The 19994-nt window shown below is 65.9% G+C and carries 15 protein-coding genes; 14 read left to right on the top strand and 1 reads right to left on the bottom strand.

What is annotated here, in order from left to right:
• Positions 1-4 precede the first annotated feature (4 nt).
• The 14 genes from rsmH to ftsZ all read left to right on the top strand — a co-directional run bounded on the left by rsmH (position 5) and on the right by ftsZ (position 17458).
• Positions 5-940 carry a 16S rRNA (cytosine(1402)-N(4))-methyltransferase RsmH gene (gene rsmH / locus AAV94_RS08970; protein WP_046742066.1) on the top strand — a complete coding sequence of 312 codons (936 nt, stop codon included), beginning with the start codon at positions 5-7 and terminating at the stop codon, positions 938-940.
• Positions 940-1278, top strand: a complete 339-nt coding sequence (gene ftsL, locus AAV94_RS08965) for a cell division protein FtsL (RefSeq protein ID WP_231731329.1) — start codon at positions 940-942, stop codon at positions 1276-1278. The genes rsmH and ftsL overlap by 1 nt, the downstream gene beginning before the upstream one ends.
• Positions 1275-3041, top strand: coding sequence for a peptidoglycan D,D-transpeptidase FtsI family protein (locus tag AAV94_RS08960; RefSeq protein ID WP_046741970.1), 1767 nt, complete (start codon positions 1275-1277; stop codon positions 3039-3041). The genes ftsL and AAV94_RS08960 overlap by 4 nt, the downstream gene beginning before the upstream one ends.
• Positions 3038-4624 carry a UDP-N-acetylmuramoyl-L-alanyl-D-glutamate--2,6-diaminopimelate ligase gene (locus AAV94_RS08955; RefSeq protein WP_046741969.1) on the top strand — a complete coding sequence of 529 codons (1587 nt, stop codon included), beginning with the start codon at positions 3038-3040 and terminating at the stop codon, positions 4622-4624. The genes AAV94_RS08960 and AAV94_RS08955 overlap by 4 nt, the downstream gene beginning before the upstream one ends.
• Entirely contained in the window at positions 4624-6042 is a 1419-nt protein-coding gene (locus AAV94_RS08950) for a UDP-N-acetylmuramoyl-tripeptide--D-alanyl-D-alanine ligase (RefSeq protein ID WP_046742064.1), read from the top strand. Before AAV94_RS08955 ends, AAV94_RS08950 begins: the two co-directional genes overlap by 1 nt.
• On the top strand, positions 6039-7220 hold the full coding sequence (gene mraY / locus AAV94_RS08945) for a phospho-N-acetylmuramoyl-pentapeptide-transferase (protein ID WP_046741968.1): 1182 nt from the start codon (positions 6039-6041) through the stop codon (positions 7218-7220). Before AAV94_RS08950 ends, mraY begins: the two co-directional genes overlap by 4 nt.
• 5 nt (positions 7221-7225) lie before the next feature.
• Positions 7226-8911, top strand: coding sequence for a UDP-N-acetylmuramoyl-L-alanine--D-glutamate ligase (murD, locus tag AAV94_RS08940; protein WP_046742063.1), 1686 nt, complete (start codon positions 7226-7228; stop codon positions 8909-8911).
• Positions 8908-10176 (top strand): putative lipid II flippase FtsW, encoded by a 1269-nt coding sequence (gene ftsW, locus AAV94_RS08935; RefSeq protein ID WP_046741967.1) that lies wholly within the window; start codon positions 8908-8910, stop codon positions 10174-10176. Before murD ends, ftsW begins: the two co-directional genes overlap by 4 nt.
• Positions 10177-10423: 247 nt before the next feature.
• Positions 10424-11494, top strand: a complete 1071-nt coding sequence (gene murG / locus AAV94_RS08930) for an undecaprenyldiphospho-muramoylpentapeptide beta-N-acetylglucosaminyltransferase (protein ID WP_046741966.1) — start codon at positions 10424-10426, stop codon at positions 11492-11494.
• Positions 11491-12912 carry a UDP-N-acetylmuramate--L-alanine ligase gene (gene murC / locus AAV94_RS08925; protein WP_046741965.1) on the top strand — a complete coding sequence of 474 codons (1422 nt, stop codon included), beginning with the start codon at positions 11491-11493 and terminating at the stop codon, positions 12910-12912. The genes murG and murC overlap by 4 nt, the downstream gene beginning before the upstream one ends.
• Complete coding sequence (locus tag AAV94_RS08920; protein WP_046741964.1) at positions 12909-13925, top strand: D-alanine--D-alanine ligase; 1017 nt, start codon at positions 12909-12911, stop codon at positions 13923-13925. The genes murC and AAV94_RS08920 overlap by 4 nt, the downstream gene beginning before the upstream one ends.
• A complete protein-coding gene (locus AAV94_RS08915; RefSeq protein ID WP_046741963.1) occupies positions 13922-14743 on the top strand; it encodes a cell division protein FtsQ/DivIB in 822 nt (273 codons plus the stop codon). The genes AAV94_RS08920 and AAV94_RS08915 overlap by 4 nt, the downstream gene beginning before the upstream one ends.
• A 47-nt stretch (positions 14744-14790) precedes the next feature.
• On the top strand, positions 14791-16020 hold the full coding sequence (ftsA, locus tag AAV94_RS08910; protein WP_046741962.1) for a cell division protein FtsA: 1230 nt from the start codon (positions 14791-14793) through the stop codon (positions 16018-16020).
• Positions 16021-16213: 193 nt separating this feature from the next.
• Positions 16214-17458, top strand: coding sequence for a cell division protein FtsZ (gene ftsZ / locus AAV94_RS08905; RefSeq protein WP_046741961.1), 1245 nt, complete (start codon positions 16214-16216; stop codon positions 17456-17458).
• Between the two features lie 179 nt (positions 17459-17637).
• Here the strand turns inward: ftsZ and AAV94_RS08900 are convergent, their stop codons facing one another.
• Complete coding sequence (locus AAV94_RS08900; RefSeq protein WP_231731322.1) at positions 17638-19581, bottom strand: capsular polysaccharide biosynthesis protein; 1944 nt, start codon at positions 19579-19581, stop codon at positions 17638-17640.
• Positions 19582-19994 lie beyond the last annotated feature (413 nt).

Raw genomic sequence — 19994 nt, 5'->3', positions numbered from 1 at the left:
GCAACTGGCCCAGACCCCCCCACTTGCCCACACCACGGTGCTGCTGGCCGAGGCAGTGGATGCGCTGCTGCAGGCCGGCGCCGGTGCCGTCGGTGCGCGTTGCTGGGTGGATGCGACGTTCGGGCGTGGCGGCCACAGCCGGCGCATCCTGGAGTCCATGGGGGCGCAGGATCGCCTGGTGGTCTTTGACAAGGATCCCGAAGCCATTGCTGCCGCACGGGCATTGGACGATGCGCGTATGGAGATCCGCCATGAAGGCTTTGCACAGCTGGCGGCCCTGGGGCCGGCCAGTGCCGATGGCGTACTGATGGATCTGGGTGTGAGCTCGCCGCAGATCGATGACGCACGGCGCGGTTTCAGTTTTCGCATGGATGGTCCGCTGGATATGCGCATGGACAGCACGCGTGGCCAGACGGTGGCCCAATGGTTGGAACACGCCGACGAAGGCGAGATTGCAGAGGTGATTCGTGAATACGGGGAAGAACGGTTTGCTCGCGGCATTGCAAAGGCGATTGTTGCTCGCAGGCAGGAACGCGGGCCCCTGGCGCGCACCGCAGAACTCGCAGCACTCGTGGCTGGTGCGGTCAAGCGGCATGAGCCGGGGCAGAACCCCGCAACGCGCACCTTTCAGGCTCTACGGATTTTCATCAACGGCGAGCTTGAAGAACTGCGACAAGCCCTCGACGCCAGTCTGACGGTGCTCAAGCCCGGTGGGCGCCTGGTGGTGATCAGCTTTCACTCGCTGGAAGATCGCATCGTCAAGCGCTTCATCGAGGCGCATGCGCGCCAGCACTACGACCGGCGCAACCCGCTGGCGACGCCGGTGCCACTGCGCCTGCGCGCGCTCGGTCGCGTCAAGCCCAGTGCCGCGGAGGTGGCCGCCAACCCGCGCGCGCGCAGCGCCATCATGCGCATTGCCGAACGCACGGAGGTGGCGTGATGGTGGTGCGGCTCAACTTCGTCCTGTTGCTGCTGGTGCTGGCTTCGGCGCTGGTGCTGGTGCGCGTGCAGTACGACTCGCGCATGCTGTACTCGCAGCTTGATCGCGAGGTTGTGCGTGCGCGCCAACTGGAGACCGAGTCCGAGACCCTCAAGGTGGCACTGCGGGCGCAGGCTGCGGCCGCCCGGGTCGAGCAGTTCGCGCGCACCGAGCTTGGCATGCGCGCACCTACACCGGCCACCACGCGGTATGTGCGTGAACCTGCCCGACGTGCCACGCAGGCTCCCGAGGTGCAGCCAGCCGGCGCCGATGTCGGCGACGAGGGGGGGCAGCCGTGAAAGGGTCGCGCAGAACCACACCCCACAGCTATGCGACCAGTCCCCTGCTGGCCAGCAAGGCGCCGGTCGGGCGCAGCAAGTTCGTCGTGGCAGTGCTGGCCCTCGTGTTTCTGGTGCTGCTGGGGCGCGCCGCGTATGTGCAGGTGTTTGCCAACGACTTCTTCCTGCGCCAGGGCGAGGTGCGCTTTGCGCGCACCCTTGAGCTGCCGGCTAATCGCGGCAAGATCGTCGACCGCAATGGCCTGATCCTGGCTTCGAGCGTGCCGGCAGCGAGCATCTGGGCCGATCCCTCCAGCATCGATCTGGATGATGCGCAGGTGCAGCAGCAGCTCGGCGAGCTCGCGGAGCTGTTGGATATGCCCTATGCCGCGCTGCTGGAGCGGCTGGAGGACCAGACGCGCGCCTTCGTCTGGCTGCGTCGCCAGCTTGAGCAGGAGGTGGGAGAGCGGATTGCGGCGTTGAAGATCCCAGGCATCCACCAGAGCAAGGAATACAAGCGCCACTATCCCGAAGGCGAAGCGGCTGCGCATATCGTGGGTTTTACCAATGTGGAAGACGAGGGCCAGGAGGGTGTCGAGCTGGCCTTCAACGACCGACTGGCCGGCAGGCCCGGCTCGCGCCGCGTGATCCGCAACCGCCTGGGGCAGATTGTCGAGAGCGTGGGGGATACCGTGCCGCCCGTCGACGGCGAGGATGTGCAGCTGTCGATTGACAGCAAGGTCCAGTTCTTTGCCAGTCAGAAGTTGGCCGAGCAGGTGCACGCACACAAGGCCAAGGCCGGTAGTGTGGTGGTGATGGATGCCAAGACCGGTGAATTGCTGGCACTGGCCAACTACCCGACCTACGATCCCGCATCGCGCCGTGACCTGACGGGCGAGCAGTTGCGCAACCGCGCGCTGACCGATGTGTTCGAGCCCGGTTCGGTGATGAAACCCTTCACGGTGGCCATGGCGCTGGAAGCAGGCCTGGTGACGCCGCAGACCAAGGTCAATACCAATCCCGGTTACATCATGGTGACCGGCTCACGCCTGTCGGACATCCGTAACTACGGCGAGTTGACCGTCGAAGGCATCATCCAGCGCTCCAGCAACGTGGGCACCACCAAGCTGTCGCAGATGATGGATGCGAGCTACATGTGGAGTGTGTATGCCGCGCTGGGCATCGGCGAGCGCCCGCAGCTGGGTTTCCCGGGCGTGGCCAGTGGCAGCCTGCGGCCCTGGCGCAGCTGGCGGCCCGTGGAGCAGGCCACCATGTCGTACGGGTATGGCCTCTCGGCCAGTCTGCTGCAGCTCGCGCGCGCCTATACCGTATTCGCCAACGATGGTGTGCTGCTACCGCCCAGCCTGCTCAAGCGCGAGGCGCCGCCGGTCGGTGTGCAGGTGTTTTCGCCACAGACCGCCAAGGCTGTCAAGCACATGCTGGCACTGGCAACGGCGCCCGGTGGTTCCGGCCAGCGCGCGCAGACGGTGGGATATTCGGTCGGCGGCAAGTCTGGCACGGCACGCAAGCAGGTGGGCAGCAACTACGCGGCCAACAAGTACCGTTCCTGGTTCGTCGGGCTGGCACCAATCGAGGATCCACGCATCATCGTCGCCGTCATGATCGATGAGCCAGGCGCGGGTGTCTACTATGGAGGTGCGGTCGCCGCGCCGGTTTTCAGCCAGGTGGTGCAGCAAAGCCTGCGCCTGCTTGGGGTGCAGCCGGACATTGATGTCAAGCCGCAGATCATTGCCACGGTCTCGGATGAGGAGGTGCTGCAATGACGCAGGCCACAGCCCATCTGCACGACATCCTGCAAGTCATGGCCTGGCTGCGGCAGCATGCGCAGCCAGCTGCCCGGCTGTGCAGCGACAGCCGCAGCGTCCAGGCTGGCGATGTGTTTCTGGCCTGGCCTGGCCGTCGCCATGACGCGCGCGAGGATGTCGCAGCGGCATTTGCTGCAGGCGCCAGTGCTGCGCTCGTTCAGGCGCAGCCTGGTCAGTGGCAGCCGCAACCGGCGGTGCCGGCGCATGCGGTCGCCAGCTACGCCAACCTGTACCGCGACAGCGGCGCCATCGCCTCGGCCTGGCTCGGGCACCCCAGCGCGGCGCTGGATGTGGTGGCCGTCACCGGCACCAATGGCAAGACAACGCTGGCCTGGTGGCTCAGCCATGCGCTGACTGCAGCCGCACGACCATGCGGCTATGTGGGCACGCTCGGGGCGGGCATGCACGGGCAGCTGCAGGATACCGGCCTGACCTCGCCGCAGGCGCTGCAGTTGCAGCAGACCCTGGCGCAACTGCGCGATGCCGGCGCCGTGGCCTGTGCGGTGGAGGCTTCCTCTATCGGCTTGCAGGAGGGTCGGCTGGGCGGCTGTCAGGTTCGCGTGGCCATCCTGACCAACCTGAGCCAGGATCATCTGGATTACCACGGCACGATGGCCGCCTATGCCGATGCCAAGGCGGCGCTGTTTGATTGGCCAGATCTTCAGGCCGCGGTGCTCAATGCCGACGATGCGCTGGGCCAGCGGCTGATTGCCCGGCTTGCGCCGTGCGCCGATGCCGGGCTGCAGCTCTGGGATTACGCCGTATGCGACGCTGCGCCCCAGCCGCTGGCGCGGCTGGTGGCCGGGACGTTGCGCTTTGATGCCACGCACACGCACTGCGAGATTGCCGAATATGCCGTGCCGCAACCGGCCGCCGATGCGCAGCCCGTGGCGAGGGTGCCGTTGCAGGCACCGGTGACGGGGCGCTTCAATGTGCATAACCTGCTGGGTTTGCTTGGCGCGCTGCGCGCGCTGGGCATGCCGCTGCAGCAGGCCGTGGCGTTGTGCCGGGAGCTGCCCGCGGTGCCTGGGCGCATGCAAATGCATGCGCTGGCGGACTGCCCGCTGGTGGTGGTGGACTACGCCCATACCCCGGATGCGCTGCGCGCCGCACTGGCCGCGTTGCGCCCGGTTGCGGCTCAGCGCGGCGGGCGACTGCATGTGGTGTTCGGCTGCGGCGGCGATCGTGACGCCAGCAAGCGCCCGTTGATGGCCATGGCTGCGGCACAGCAGGCCGACGTGCTGTGGATTACCAGCGATAACCCGCGCAGCGAGCAGCCAGCGAGCATCGTCGCACAGATGGAAACGGGCCTGACCCCCGCACAGCGCGCCGTGGCCAATACGGTGCTGGACCGGCGCCAGGCCATCGCCCAGGCCATCGCTGCAGCGGCGGCCACCGATGTTGTGCTGGTGGCTGGCAAGGGACACGAAACCTATCAGGAAGTCAAAGGCGTGAAACAGCCGTTTTCAGACAACGAGGAAGTTGCCAGCGCGCTGGCGCTCCGGCAGGCGCAGCCTCGCGCAGCGGAGGTGTCGGCATGATGATGACGCTGGCACAGGCGCAGCTGTGGCTGCAGCAGGAGGGGCTGGCACCGACACTTGTCGGTGCGGGCTCCTCCGTTGCGCCGCAATTGGCCATCGACCGCGTGCACACCGACAGCCGCAGCGTGCAGCCTGGTGATCTTTTCGTGGCGCTCAGTGGTGCGCGGTTCGATGCGCACGATTTCCTGCCGCAGGCGCGCCAGCAGGGCGCAGCCGCGGCCATCGTTGCGCGTGGCCGCAGTCTGCCGGACTGGCCCGGCATTGAGGTCGATGATCCGCTGCAGGCATTGGCGGCGCTGGCGCGCCAGTGGCGGCGCCAGTTCTCCGTGCCCGTCATGGCGGTGACCGGCAGCAATGGCAAGACAACGGTGACGCACATGCTGGCCAGCATCCTGCGTGCGGCTTTCGATGACCAGGCGCTGGCGACCGAAGGCAACTTCAACAACGAGATCGGCGTGCCGCTGATGGTGCTGCGCCTGCGCGCAGAGCACCGCAGCGCGGTGTTTGAGCTCGGCATGAACCATCCCGGCGAGATTGCGCGTCTGGCCGCCATTGCCCAGCCGACCGTGGCGCTGGTCAACAATGCGCAGCGCGAGCATCAGGAGTTCATGCAGAGCGTTGCGGCCGTCGCCCGGGAGAACGGCGCGGTGCTGCAGGCCCTGCCGGATTCGGGCACCGCCGTGTTCCCCGAGGACGATGCCTATGCCGCCACATGGCGGCAACTGGCGGGTGATCGCCCGGTGGTGACATTCGGTGCGCGCAGCGCTGCGGTGCATATTCGCCGTGCCGTGCTCAACCACGGCGTCTGGGAAGTCGATCTGGGCGTGGCAGGAGAGGTCGTGCCTGTCAACCTCCACGTGCTTGGGCGCCACAACCTGCGCAATGCCATGGCAGCAGCGGCCACGGCGCTGGCGGCCGGTCTGCCGGTCAGCGCCATCGCACAAGGGCTGGAGGCATTCCGGCCGGTTCCCGGTCGTGGCGTGGTGCACCAGCTGCTGCACGATGATGGCACCCGCCAGGTGCTGATCGATGACACCTATAACGCCAACCCCGATTCGGTGCGGGCCGCCATCGACGTGCTGGCGCAGCTGCCTGCGCCGCGCTTGCTGGTGCTGGGAGACATGGGCGAAGTCGGCGCCGACGGTCCGGCCATGCATGCCGAAGTTGGTGAGTACGCCAGGGCCATGGGCGTGGATGGCCTGTGGACGCTGGGCGCGCAGGCCAGGCTGGCCGCCCAGGCCTTCGGCGCGGGCGCGCGGTCGTTCGAGGACATGGAAGCGCTCATCGCCGAGCTGGTGCGCGTGCATGTGGCCATGGCCAGCATGCTGGTCAAGGGTTCGCGCTTCATGCGCATGGAGCGGGCGGTGCAGGCCGTGCTGCAGGTCGATGGCACACATACGGGGAGGGCCATCGCATGATGCTCTGGTTGGCACAATGGCTGCAGGCACTGGAGCCCGAATGGTTCAGCTTCATGCGCGTGTTCCAGTACCTGACGATGCGCGCGGTAATGGGGGCGATGACGGCGCTGGTAATCGGCTGGGCGTTCGGGCCGATGGTGATCCGCTACCTCATCTCCCTGAAGGTCGGGCAGCCAGTGCGCACCTACGGCGTGCAGGCCCACCTGGCCAAGAGTGGCACGCCGACCATGGGTGGCGCCCTGATCCTGCTGGCGATCGCCATTTCCACCTTGCTGTGGGCCGATCTGTCCAACCGGTTCGTGTGGATCGTGCTGCTGGTGACACTGGGCTTTGGCGCCATCGGCTGGATGGACGACTGGAAGAAGGTCGTCAACAAGGACCCCGAGGGCATGCGCTCGCGCGACAAGTTCCTGCTGCAGACCATCATTGGCCTGATCGCCGCGCTGTACCTGGCCTTCAGCATTTCCGAGGTGGACAACATGCGTGTGCTGGCACTGTTCATGGACTGGGTGCGCTCGGGCTTTTCGCCGCACTTTGCGCTCAACACGCAGCTGACCGTGCCGTTCTTCAAGGGTATTGCCTACCCGCTCGGGGTGCTGGGCTTTGTGATTCTCTCGTTCCTGGTGATCGTTGGCTCCAGCAACGCGGTCAACTTCACCGATGGCCTGGACGGGCTGGCCATCATGCCGGTGGTGATGGTCGGCTCGGCGCTGGGCGTGTTCGCCTATGTCACGGGCAATGCCGTGTACTCGCGCTACCTGCTGTTCCCCTACATTCCGGGCACGGGCGAGCTGCTGGTGTTCTGCGCGGCCATCGCGGGCGCGGGACTGGCCTTTCTGTGGTTCAACGCCCATCCGGCGCAGGTGTTCATGGGGGACGTGGGCGCGCTGGCACTGGGTGGCGCGCTGGGCACGATTGCGGTCATCACCCGCCAGGAGCTGGTGCTGGCCATCATGGGCGGCATCTTCGTCGCCGAGGCGCTGTCTGTCATGCTGCAGGTCAGCTGGTTCAAGTACACGCGCCGTCGCTATGGCGAAGGCCGACGGCTGTTTCTAATGGCGCCGCTGCACCACCACTTCGAGAAGAAGGGCTGGAAGGAAAACCAGGTGGTGGTGCGGTTCTGGATCATCACCATGTTCCTGTGCCTGGTGGGCCTGTCCACGTTGAAGTTGCGGTAATGGCGATGCAGACCTCCGACTCCTTCATCCTCATTCTGGGCCTTGGCATCTCTGGCCTGGCGATGGCGCGCTGGTGCGCAGCGCAGGGCCAGCGCGTGCGGGTGGCCGACACGCGCGCACAGCCGGCGGCGTTGCCGACGCTGCAGGCCGAGCTGCCACAGGTGGAATTTGTCAGCGGTCCACTCACGGCCGCGCTGTTGACGGATGCACTCGGGCACGTCGTGGCTCGCGCCGTCTACTGTTCGCCGGGGTTGGCGCCGCATGCGGTGGCGCCGGTGCGCGATGCAGCGCAACAGGCAGGCGTATTCTTTGGCGGTGAGCTGGATCTCTTCAGCCAGGCGCTGGCGGCGCTGCGCCAAGAGTACGGTTACCAGCCGCAGGTGCTGGCAATCACTGGCACCAATGGCAAAACTACCGTGACGGCGCTGACCGGGCATTTGCTGGAGCGCGCCGGCATGCGCGTGGCGGTGGCGGGCAACATCGGCCCGTCGCTGCTCGATACGCTGGCGCACCATATGCAGGCCGCGCAGGCTGCGCTGGCGTCTGATGCCCATGCTGAGGAGGAGACCACCGATCAGGCGGCGCAGCAGGTCGACGCGCAACCGGAGGACGCATCCGGCGAGCCCACTGCGCCGCAGCCCACCATCGCGCATCCTTTCGTGCAGCACATGCCGCAGGCCTGGGTGCTGGAGCTGTCGAGCTTCCAGCTGGAGTATTCCAGTGGCTTCGAGCCCACCGCCGCCGTGTTGCTGAACATCACGCAGGACCATCTGGACTGGCATGGCGACATGGCGTCCTACACCGCTGCCAAGGCCAAGGTTTACGGCCGGCGCGCCATTGCGGTGGTCAATCAGGACGATCCGGCCTGTCTGGCACTGCAGACGCAGCTTGCCGCAACGCCCGACGCGAAACCGGCGCGCGGCAGCAAGGCGTCGCCAAGGCGCATCCTGGCGTTCGGGCTGTCGCTGCCGCAGGCAGAGGATGCCTGGGGGGTAGAGACTGTCGCCGGAATGCCCTGGCTGGCGCGCAGCGTCACTGACGCACAGGAATCCGGCAAGAAGCGCCGCGACGCCGCTGTCGACGTGTTTCTGCAGCGGCTGATGCCAGCGGACGCCATGCGCATCCGTGGCAGCCACAACATCAGCAATGCGTTGGCGGCGCTGGCATTGGCCAGCACGACTGGCGCGCCGCTGGCGCCTATGCTGCACGGCCTGCGCGAGTACCGCGGCGAGCCGCATCGCGTGCAGTCGCTGGGCATGGTGGGAGGCATCGAATACATCGAGGACAGCAAGGGCACCAACGTCGGCGCCACCGTTGCCGCGCTGCGCGGACTGGGGGGCGTACGCAAGCTGGTGCCCATTCTCGGTGGCGTTGGCAAGGACCAGGACTTCACGCCGCTGGCACAGCCGGTGCAGGCGTTTGCGCGTGGCGTGGTGGTATTTGGCCGCGATGCGGCGCAGATCGAGGCGGCCCTGGCCTCCACCGGCGTGCCGCTGGTGCGGGCCGATTCGTTGCAGCAGGCGGTGGCCGCGGCGACGGCGCTGGCACGTGAAGGCGATGCCGTGCTGTTCTCGCCGGCCTGTGCGAGCTTTGACATGTTCGACAACTACGTACACCGTGCCGAGTGCTTTGCCGCCTGCGTACAGGCGCTGGCACTGGATGCCGGACAGTCCCTGGAGGCCTGGGCATGAGCACAGTACACGGCAACCGCACACTTGGCTGGCTGACCCGCCTGCTTGGCCGCAACCAGGATGCACTGGACCTGCCGGTACGTGCCAGCGGGCTGGAGTATCGCTTCAGCACCTCGGCCAGGCCGCCGGTGGTGCAAGGCATCGATCAGGCGCTCGTGGGGGTGTTGATCGCACTGCTGGCCTGGAGCGTGGTGATGGTGTATTCCGCATCCATTGCACTGGGCGACAACCCGCGGTTTGGCGACATCGGCAACGAGTACTTCCTGATCCGGCACGTGGTCTCCATTGGCGTAGCGTTCGTTGCGGCGGTGACGGTGTTCCAGATCCCCATGGAGATGTGGCGCAAGCACGCCGTGTGGGTGCTGCTGGGCACCATCGTGCTGCTGATAGCGGTGCTGATCCCCGGCATCGGAATTTCCGTCAATGGCGCGCGGCGCTGGCTGCCGCTTGGCCTCATGCGCTTTCAGCCGTCGGAACTGGCCAAGCTGGCGGTCGTGATTTATGCGGCCGATTACATGGTGCGGCGCATGGACGTGCGCGAACGATTTTTCCGCGCGGTGCTGCCCATTGGGCTACCGGTCGGGCTGGTCGGGTTTTTGCTGCTGGCCGAGCCGGACATGGGCGCGTTCGTCGTTGTCGCGGTGATCGCGGTGGGCATCCTGTTCCTTGGCGGCGTCAACATCCGGGGCTTTCTGCTGATGCTGGGCGTGCTGGGGCTGGCCTTTGCCTTCATCATCTGGTCGTCACCGTGGCGGCGTGACCGCATCTTTGCCTATCTGGATCCCTGGTCCGAGGAGCACCGGCTTGGGCGCGGCTACCAGCTGACGCATTCGCTGATTGCCATTGGCCGGGGCGAGGTTGCCGGCGTTGGCCTGGGTGGCAGCGTGGAGAAACTGCACTGGCTGCCAGAAGCCCACACCGACTTCATTCTCGCCGTCATTGGCGAAGAGTTCGGGCTTGTTGGCGTGCTGCTGCTGCTGGCGCTGTTTTTCTGGCTCACGCGCCGCATCATGGTCATCGGCCGCCAGGCCGTGGCGCTGGACCGCATCTTCTCAGGCCTGGTGGCACAGGGTATCGGTCTGTGGATCGGCTTTCAGGCCGTCATCAACATGGGCGTGAATCTGGGGGCGCTGCCCACCAAGGGCCTGACGCTGCCGCTGATGAGCTTTGGCGGCTCTGGCGTGTTGCTCAACCTGATCGCCATGGCCATCGTCCTGCGCGTGGATTACGAAAACAGAATTCTCATGCGCGGAGGCCGCGTATGAGAATTCTGTTTCACCAAAACGGAATGGCGACGCGCAGCGGCGCCCAGGCACGCGAGTGCCTGCATGCGCGGAGGCCGCGTATGAGAATTCTGTTTCACCAAAACGGAATGGCGACGCGCAGCGGCGCCCAGGCACGCGAGTGCCTGCATGCGCGGAGGCCGCGTATGAGAATTCTGTTTCACCAAAACGGAATGGCGACGCGCAGCGGCGCCCAGGCATGCAGTGCCCGCATGCGCGGAGGCTGCGTATGAACGCCCGCATCAAGACCGCGCTGATCATGGCCGGTGGCACGGGCGGCCATATCTTCCCGGGTATTGCCGTCGCGCAGGGGCTGCAACAGGCGGGCTGGCGCGTGGTCTGGCTGGGCGGAACCGATGGCATGGAACACAGGTTGGTGCCCGGCCACGATCTGGATCTGCGCACCATTGCTTTTGCAGGCGTGCGCGGCAAGGGCGTGGGCAAATGGCTGACGCTGCCGTGGACGCTGACCAAGGCGTGGCTGGCGGCGCGCAAACTGCTCAAGGAAGTGCAGCCGGACGTGGTACTGGGCTTTGGTGGATACATCTGTGTGCCAGGCGGCCTGGCCGCAGCCAGCCTGCGCACACCGCTGGTGCTGCATGAGCAGAACGCCGTCGCTGGCATGGCCAACAAGTGGCTGGCCAGGCTGGCGCAGCGGGTCTTCACCGCGTTTCCCAGGGCATTGCCGGGGGCCGAGTGGTGCGGCAACCCATTGCGCGAGGCGTTTGCGCAGCAGCGCGCACCCAAGCGTCGCTACGGCGGGCGCGAAGGCCCGCTGAAACTGCTGGTGGTCGGCGGCAGCTTGGGCGCGCAGGCGCTCAACGAGATCGTGCCGCAGGCACTGGCGCTGATTGCACCGCAGCAACGGCCGCAGGTCGTGCATCAGGGCGGCGGCAAGCAGATTGAGGCGCTGCGTGCGCACTATGCCCAGGCGGGCGTGCAGGCGCAGCTGGTGCCCTTCATCAAGGATACGGCCCGTGCCTATGCCGAGGCCGACCTGGTGCTGTGCCGCGCCGGCGCCAGCACCGTGACGGAAATCGCCGCCGTTGGCGTTGCGGCCTGCTTCGTGCCGTTTCCGTATGCGGTGGACGACCATCAGACGGCCAATGCGCGCTACCTGGTCGATGCCGATGCGGCCTGGCTGGTGCAACAGAAGGACATGACGCCCGCGTCGCTGGCGGACTTTATCCGTCAGCGGACGCGTCAAGAACTGCTGGAGCGTGCCGAACGTGCGCACCAGCTGGCAAAACTGGATGCCGTGCGCACCATCGTCACGGCTTGCGAGGAACTGGCTGAATGAAACACGCCATTCATAACATCCATTTCGTCGGCATCGGCGGCGCGGGCATGAGCCCGATTGCCGAGGTGCTGCACAACCAGGGGTACGGCATCTCCGGCTCCGACCTGCAGGACAGCGCGACGGTGCGGCGCCTGGCCCGGCTGGGCATTCGCACCTTCATCGGCCACAGCGAGGCCCATGTGGCCAGTGCCGATGCGGTGGTGACGTCCACCGCCGTCAAGCCTGACAATCCGGAAGTGCTGGCAGCGCGTGCGCGGGGCATCCCGGTCGTGCCCCGTGCCAAGATGCTGGCTGAGCTGATGCGCACCCGCGAGGGCATCGCCGTGGCTGGCACGCACGGCAAGACCACGACCACCAGCCTGGTGACCAGTGTGCTGGTCGAAGCCGGGCTGGATCCGACCTTTGTGATCGGTGGGCCGCTCAAGAGTGCCGGTGCCAACGCACGTCTGGGCAAGGGCGACTACATCGTTGTCGAGGCCGATGAGTCGGATGCCTCCTTTCTCAATCTCACGCCTGTGATGGCGGTGGTCACCAACATCGATGCCGACCACATGGAGACGTATGGGCACGACATCGGCCGGCTGCGCCAGACCTTCATCGATTTTCTGCACCGCATGCCGTTCTTTGGCACGGCCATCGTCTGCACCGACAACGAGGGCGTGCGCGCCATCCTGCCCAGCCTCAGCTGCCCGGTGACGACCTACGGTCTTGACGAAGGCGCGCAGGTGCGCGGCGTGGACGTGCGCGCCGACGGCGGGCGCATGCATTTCACCGCCCGGCGCAGCAATGGCGTGACCCTGCCGGACTTGGCCGTGACGCTGAACCTGCCCGGCGTGCACAACGTGCGCAATGCGCTGGCGGCGATTGCCGTGGCGGTGGAGCTGGGCATTGACGATGCGGCGGTGGTGCGGGCACTGGCCGGTTTCCAGGGGGTCGGGCGGCGCTTTGAACAGTACGGCGAGTTTCCCACCGGCAAGGGTGGCAGCTTCCGACTCATCGAAGATTACGGCCACCACCCGGTGGAGATGGCTGCGACCTTTGCCGCTGCACGTGGTGCCTTTCCCCAGCGGCGGCTGGTCGTTGCGTTCCAGCCGCACCGCTACTCCCGCACGCGTGACTGCTTTGAGGATTTCGTGCAGGTGCTGGGCACGACCGATGCGGTACTGCTCACGGAGGTTTATGCCGCCGGTGAGCAACCGATCGTGGCTGCCGACGGGCGCTCGCTGGCCCGCGCCGTGCGTGTGGCGGGCAAGGTCGAGCCGGTATTCGTCGAGGACGTGACGCAGCTGGGTGATGCGCTGCTCAACATTGTCGAGGATGGCGATGTCGTGCTGTTCATGGGCGCGGGCAACATCGGCAGCATGGCCGAACAACTGGCCCAGCGGCTGCGCACGCAGCGGCAGGAGGTGGCAGCATGACCGCGCACGTGACACGCGAGGCCGCCAACGCCATTGCCCTGCCGGCCATTGACCCGGCGGCCATGGGCAAGGTCGCAGTGCTGCTGGGCGGCACCTCCGCCGAGCGCGAAGTGTCGCTGATGTCGGGTGAGGGCGTGCTGCAGGCATTGCGCTCGCGCGGCGTCGATGCACATCCGTTCGATACGGGGCGGCGCCCCTTGTGGGAGCTGAAGGAGCAGGGCTTTGCCCGCTGCTTTATCGCCCTGCATGGACGTGGCGGTGAGGACGGCACCATCCAGGGTCTGCTGGAGCTGTTGCGGATTCCGTATACAGGCCCGGGAGTAGGGGCCTCGGCCATGGCCATGGACAAGGTGCTGACCAAGCGCCTGTGGCAGGCCGACGGACTGGCCACCCCGGCGTGGCGGCTGGTGAACGCGCCCGCCCAGGTCGCCGAGGCGCTGGCCGAGCTGGGCGCGCCCATGATCGTCAAGCCCGCCCGCGAAGGCTCCACCATTGGTCTGACCAAGGTGATGGAGGCCAGTCAGGCTGATGCCGCCTATGCGCTGGCGGCGCGCTACGACGATGAAGTGCTGTGCGAGCAGTTCATCGCCGGGCAGGAGACGACCTGCGCGCTGGTCGAATTCGGCGGCCAGCTGCGGGCGCTGCCGCTGATTCGCATTGCTGCACCGCAAGGCAATTACGACTACCACAACAAATACTTCGGCAACGACACGCAGTACTTCTGCCCGAGCGGCCTGCCTGCCGCGCTGGAGGCGCGCATCCAGCAGCTGTGCCTGGACGCCTACCGCTCGCTGGGTTGTCGCGGCTGGGCCCGCGCCGACGTGATGCTGCGCGCCGGCGATGACGCGCCGTATCTGCTGGAGATCAACACATCGCCAGGCATGACCAGCCATTCGCTGGTGCCCATGGCCGCGCGCGCAGCCGGGGTCGACTATGCCGAGCTGTGCCTGCAGATTCTTGCCGCTGCGCGCCTGGATGCGCCGGCCACCTGTGGGGAGGATGCCGCATCGTGAGCCAAACGCTGCCGCCCGTTGACGTCCGGTTGATGAATGCCACGGCTTCGATGGTGTTCTTCAGCCTGTTCCTGCTCGCCGGTGCGGCAGGCGTGACGTGGCTGCTGCGCAACCCGGCCTTTGCCATCACCCAGGTGGTGGTACATGGCAGTGCCCAGCACAGCAGCGCCATCAGCGTGCGCGCCAATGTGTTGCCGCAGCTGCGCGGCAACCTGTTCACGCTGGACCTGGCGCATGCGCGGCAGGCCTTTGAGCAACTGCCCTGGGTGCGCCACGCCGAACTGCGCCGGGCTTTCCCGAACACGCTGCAAGTGCGGCTGGAGGAACACCAGCCCGTGGCCCTGTGGGGCGATGCCGAAGGCTCGGCCATGCTCAACAGTTTTGGGGAGGTGTTCGAGGCTAACCGGGGCGAGGTCGCCGATGCCCAGTTGCCGCGCCTGGCAGGTCCTGCCGCGCAGAGTCAGCAGGTGCTGGCGATGTACCAGTTCCTCATGCGTCAGTGGCAGTCCGGCTTGGTGCCGCGCAATCTGGCCGATGCCAGCCAGCTGCACCCCTCGGCCCTGTACCTGACGCCGCGCGGCAACTGGCAGCTGTTTCTCGCCAACGGTGCGCACCTGGAGCTTGGCGCCGGCCAGCCGCCGCAGGTGGGGCAGCGGCTGAGTGATTTTTTCGAGACATTGCCGCAGGCGCTGGGTCCATTGGGCGTCAGGCCATCGGCACTGGAGTACGCCGACCTGCGGCATCGCAATGGCTATGCCATCCGCCTGCGTGGGGTGGTGACAGAGCAGGCGCACACACCCGCACGTGCCAGAGGGTGAGATGAACGACAGGCTGGCAGCAACCGTTACATGAACTGAAGACGCACATGGCAAAAGAAAACAGGGATGTCATCGTAGGGTTGGACATTGGCACCGCCAAGGTCATGGCCGTGGTAGCTGAAGTTCAGCCCGATGGCCAGCTGCGCCTGGCGGGCTTTGGCGTGGCGCCCAGCAACGGCCTCAAGCGCGGCGTGGTGGTCAACATCGAGGCGACGGTGCAGAGTATTGAGCAGGCGCTGCGCGAGGCCGAGCTGATGGCTGACTGCAAGATCCAGCGCGTCTACACCGGCATCACCGGCAGCCACATCCGCGGCCTCAACTCCAGCGGCATGGTGGCGATCAAGGAAAAGGAAGTCACGCAGGCGGACGTGACCCGTGTGGTCGAGACCGCCAAGGCCATCAACATCCCGTCCGACCAGCGGCTGCTGCTGGTGGCGTCGCAGGAGTTCGTCATCGACGGGCAGGACGTCAAGGAACCGATCGGTATGAGCGGCGTGCGTCTGGAGGCGAAGGTACACATCGTTACCGGCGCCCAGAGTGCGGCCGAAAACATCATCAAGTGCGTGCGCCGTTGTGGTCTGGAGGTCGACCAGCTGGCGCTCAACCCGCTGGCTTCCAGCCTGTCGGTGCTGACCGATGACGAGCGCGAACTGGGTGTGGTGCTGGTGGACATCGGCGCCGGCACGACCGACGTGGCGATCTTCTCGGGTGGCTCCATCCGGCACACGGCGGTGATTCCCATCGCTGGCGATTTGATTACCAGCGATATCGCGATGGCCCTGCGCACGCCCACCAAGGACGCCGAGGACATCAAGGTCGAAAACGGTTGCGCCAAGGCCATGCTGGCCGACCCCGACTCCCAGGTGGAGGTGCCGGGCCTGGGCGACCGCGGCCCGCGCCTGATCAACAAGCAGGCGCTGGCCGGCGTGATCGAGCCGCGTGTGGAGGAAATTTTCTCGCTGGTGCAGCAGGTCATCCGTGAATCGGGCTACGAGGAAATCCTCTCCAGCGGTGTGGTGCTCACGGGCGGCTCGTCCGTCATGCCCGGCATGGTCGAGTTGGGCGAGGACATCTTCCTCAAGCCCGTGCGCCGGGGCGTGCCGCAGTACACCGGCCCGCTGGCGGACATGATCGCCCAGCCGCGTGCCGCCACCGTGATGGGCCTGCTGGAGGACGCGCGTCTGGAGCGTCAGCGCGGCTACAAGTCGGCGACGCGGCAAGGGCCGGTCAAGAACGTCTTCGCCCGCATCCGCGACTTCATCCTGGGGAACTTCTGACCATGCAGCACTCCACCCGTGACCGCGCCCTGGGCTGGCAGCCACCACCTGAACCTGTGCGTCCGTGGTGTATGCGCTGCGGGCGAGAGCCGCCGGAGCGCGACAGCCGGCAGCACGCACGGACGCTTGTCATTGATCCATCTATCTACCAGTTTTTGTTTTCCCATCCCCTCAAACCGCAAGGAGCAACACCATGAGCATCGAAATGATCGACAACGAAACGTTTTCTCAAGGAACCCGCATCAAGGTGCTGGGCGTGGGCGGCGGCGGCGGCAATGCCGTGCAGCACATGATCGAGAAGAACGTGCAGGGCGTGGAGTTCATCTGCGCCAACACCGATGCCCAGGCACTCTCGCGCAGCACCGCAGAGCGCATCATCCAGCTCGGCAACAACGGTCTGGGGGCCGGTAGCAAGCCGGAGCAAGGGCGCGAGGCGGCGGTGTTGGCCGAATCGGAAATCCGCAAGGCCATCGAGGGGGCCCACATGCTGTTCATCACCGCAGGCATGGGCGGTGGAACCGGCACGGGAGCTGCTCCGGTGATCGCACGCGTGGCCAAGGAGATGGGCATCCTGACCGTCGGCGTGGTCACCAAGCCCTTCGAGTGGGAAGGTCCGCGCCGCATGAAGAATGCCGACGTCGGCCTGCAGGAGCTCGAGAACAACGTCGACTCCCTGATCGTCGTGCTCAACGAGAAGCTGCTGACCGTCTATGGCGATGACATCACGCAGGATGAGGCCTTTGGCATCGCCAACGATGTGCTGCGCAATGCTGTGGGCGGCATTGCCGAGATCATCAACGAGCACGGCCACGTCAACGTCGACTTCGCTGACGTCAAGACCGTCATGAGCGAGCCTGGCAAGGCCATGATGGGCACTGCCAGCGCCTCCGGCCCCGACCGTGCGCGCATCGCAGCCGAGCAGGCCATCGCCTGCCCGCTGCTCGAAGGCATTGATCTGTCCGGTGCCAAGGGCATCCTGGTGCTGGTCACCGCCGCGCGCGGCAGCCTCAAGCTGTCCGAGTCCAAGCTGGCGATGAGCACTGTCAACGCCTACGCCAGCGACGACGCGCACGTCATCTACGGCGCCGCCTACGACGACAGCCTGGGTGACGAGCTGCGCGTGACCGTGGTTGCCACAGGTCTTGTCAACCACCAGCAGCGCCGCCAGAACCTGACCATGGTGCAAAGCAGCCTGCGCACCGGCACCGACAACCTGCCGTTGCAAGGCGCTGGCCGCACCGGTGGCGGCAATGGTGGCCTGGGCATGGGCAGCAGCGCACTGCTGGGCCGCAACAGCCAGAGCTACGACAACCTGGCTGTGCCTCCGGTCTGGCGCACTCCGCGCGACAGCAGTGCTGCCGCACGCGTGGACGCGATGTCCTCCGGCGGCATGGACGATGTGGAGATCCCCGCCTTTCTGCGCAAGCAGGCGGACTGACCGGAGTCGGCAAGCGGGGCGAAAGCCCCGCTTTTTTTACACCTCCTGCAGGCGTTGCCCAGGTGTTTGCTTCGCAGCGCTTGCTATGCCTGTGAGGGATTGCGCGACGCTTGCAACGGTAGAAGCCGTTATGGGCAGGCAGGCATCTCCGTAGCCACCTCGCGCTCAGCCTTCGGCCTCTAGCGCTTGATCCAACCCGCCTGCTGTGCTGCGCGCAGCAGGATGCGCTTGACGCGTAACCAGCGAGAAGCGGTGCTTATGCCCCGGGCGCGCCAGGCGATCAATTCCTGCAGCGTCCGCTCAGGCGTGGAGAAACGGCCCGACGTCTGGCTCACGTATGTGGGGTAAAGAATCAGCGCACCTGCGACCAGTTCATCCAGCGTGAGCGGGCGCTGGCGCCGTGGCATGGGCAGCAAATCCTCCGTCAGGCCCCAGCCTGCGTAGAACGGGCAGCCGTGCGTTACGACCTTGCGCCCGCGCAGCAGCGCCTCAAAGCCTGCCAGCGAGGTCATGACGTGGACTTCATCGACTCCATCCAGAAGCCGGGGTAGTGGCACATCCGGCAGCACTTCGTCGCAATACTGCGCGGCGCTGCCTTCTCCCTGACCCTGCGCGCGCAAGCGCGCTTGCACATCTGGGTGTGGCTTGTAGATGACATACGCGTCGGGATTGCCATTGCGCACGGCCTGCAGCAGGCCGATGTTTGTGCGCGTGGCAGGTGCTCCCCAGGCGAGTGCCGCGTCCGACTCCACCTGGCCGATCACCAGCAGCACGGCGCGGCTGCCAGCGCGGGCGCGCAACTCCGCCAGCGGCGGCGCCTGACGGCTGCCGGTGTTGTACTTGGTGATGCCTGCCTGCACGATCTGCGCGCGCAATGCCGCTGCGCGTTCGCACAGGGCGGGCGTGAACTGGGTGTGCTTGAGCAGCAGCTCCAACCCGGAGGGCGTGGTGGCGTCGTAGTAAATGCCGTGCGCATCCACGATCCATGAAAGCGGCTGCACCAGATCCGCGCCCAGACCGACCGAGCGCAGAAAGCCGTCTTCGATACGCACAATGTGCAGGCTGGACGCATCCGGGTGCCCCTGCGGCAATGCATTGCGGCCCCACAGTGCCACGGTGGCGCCCGCGGGCACCTGCCGGATGTGCCGTGTAAACACCACCTGCGAGCCGTCGAGAAAGCGCTGCGCAATCGGGCGCTTGCGACGGGAAAAGCCCAGTGCATACACCTGCTTGGGCAGGCGAGTGCGCATGCGCCGCTGCAGCCCCATCCACTCCACCAGGCGTTCGACCTCGCAGCGCTGACCCGTCTCAGGATCGAGATAGCGCGGGTACTCCACCAGTGCGGCGTGCACCAGTTGTTCCAGCGGAACTGGCTGGCGGCGCGCAGGCGCTGGCAGCGCATCGTGCGTAAGACCCCAGCCAGCATAAAAGGGCATGCCAAAGGTGTAGACCGGTTTGTCCCACAGCAAGGCCTCAAAGCCGATCTGCGAGGTCACCGTGTACACCGCCTCGGCGTGCTCCAGCAAAGCAACGGGGTGGACGTCATCCGCAAGCACCTGCACGCGCGGCATCGCTGCCAACGCCTTCACGTCGAAATGGCCACGCTTGCGCCCGGCGAAGACGTCCGGGTGGATCTTCACCAGCACGGTGCAGTCCGGATGGTTGTGCAGCGCCGCATCGAGCATGCGCTTGAAGCTGTCCGTATCGCCTAGCCCGTAACGAATCGAGGCGTCTCCGAAGGTCTGATCGGCCACCAGCACAAAGTGGCGGGGCAGCGTTGACAGGGCGGGATCGCGCAAATGGTTGTACTTGGACACGCGTGCCTTGCGCCAGCTCTGCATAAGCTGCTGTGCGCGCTGCATCTGGGGCGATGCCAAAGGGGTGGCAATGGCTGCCTCCAGCGCGCTGGCGCGCGTGGCGTCGTAGTAAATCCCCTGCTTGTCCAGCACGATAGAAAGCGGGGAATCCTGACTGCCTAGCCCGACCGAACGCAAAAAACCGTCTTCCAGTCGCCACAGTGGCAGTCCATGTTTTGCTGCATAGGCTTCGGCACGCGAGGCGTTGGGGCGCAGGCCCCAACAGAGAACCGCCTGGAAGTCCAAAGGCTGCTGCAAAGCACGCACATGTGACACCGATTGCCCCAGTAAAACAGGTAGCGCCACAAGGCGGGCAATGCCGGTAGACAACGTTGCGACCTTTGAGATATTGGAGCGAAGCGGCATAGCTGAGTAAGGAAGCATGCGTATGCCAGATCCTCAAAGCCCGAGCGCAGGAGCGGCGCCATCTAAGATGGCGCCGCTGACAAAGTCAGGTCGCGTCTGGTCACTTCCGTAGGTGTGGTTTGAAACCAGATGATTCTACCGTTGCGTCTGTGAGATGGACTCCTAATTGCGTCCGTTACCGTGTGAACATCAAATGCCTGTGGGAGGGTGAAATATCCTATGCGATCTATCGCACGTTAGGAACAAATGCCGGGTTGTGGTAACGCACAATGCGCAACGACTACCTTTAGTTTTTGCTATTAGAGTGGATATAA

Origin of the sequence: Lampropedia cohaerens (genome assembly GCF_001005215.1) — a bacterium.
In the GTDB taxonomy this organism is placed as follows: Bacteria; Pseudomonadota; Gammaproteobacteria; order Burkholderiales; family Burkholderiaceae_C; genus Lampropedia; species Lampropedia cohaerens.
Note: the sequence above shows the minus strand (reverse complement) of the source record. Positions and strands in the feature narration are given on the sequence as shown.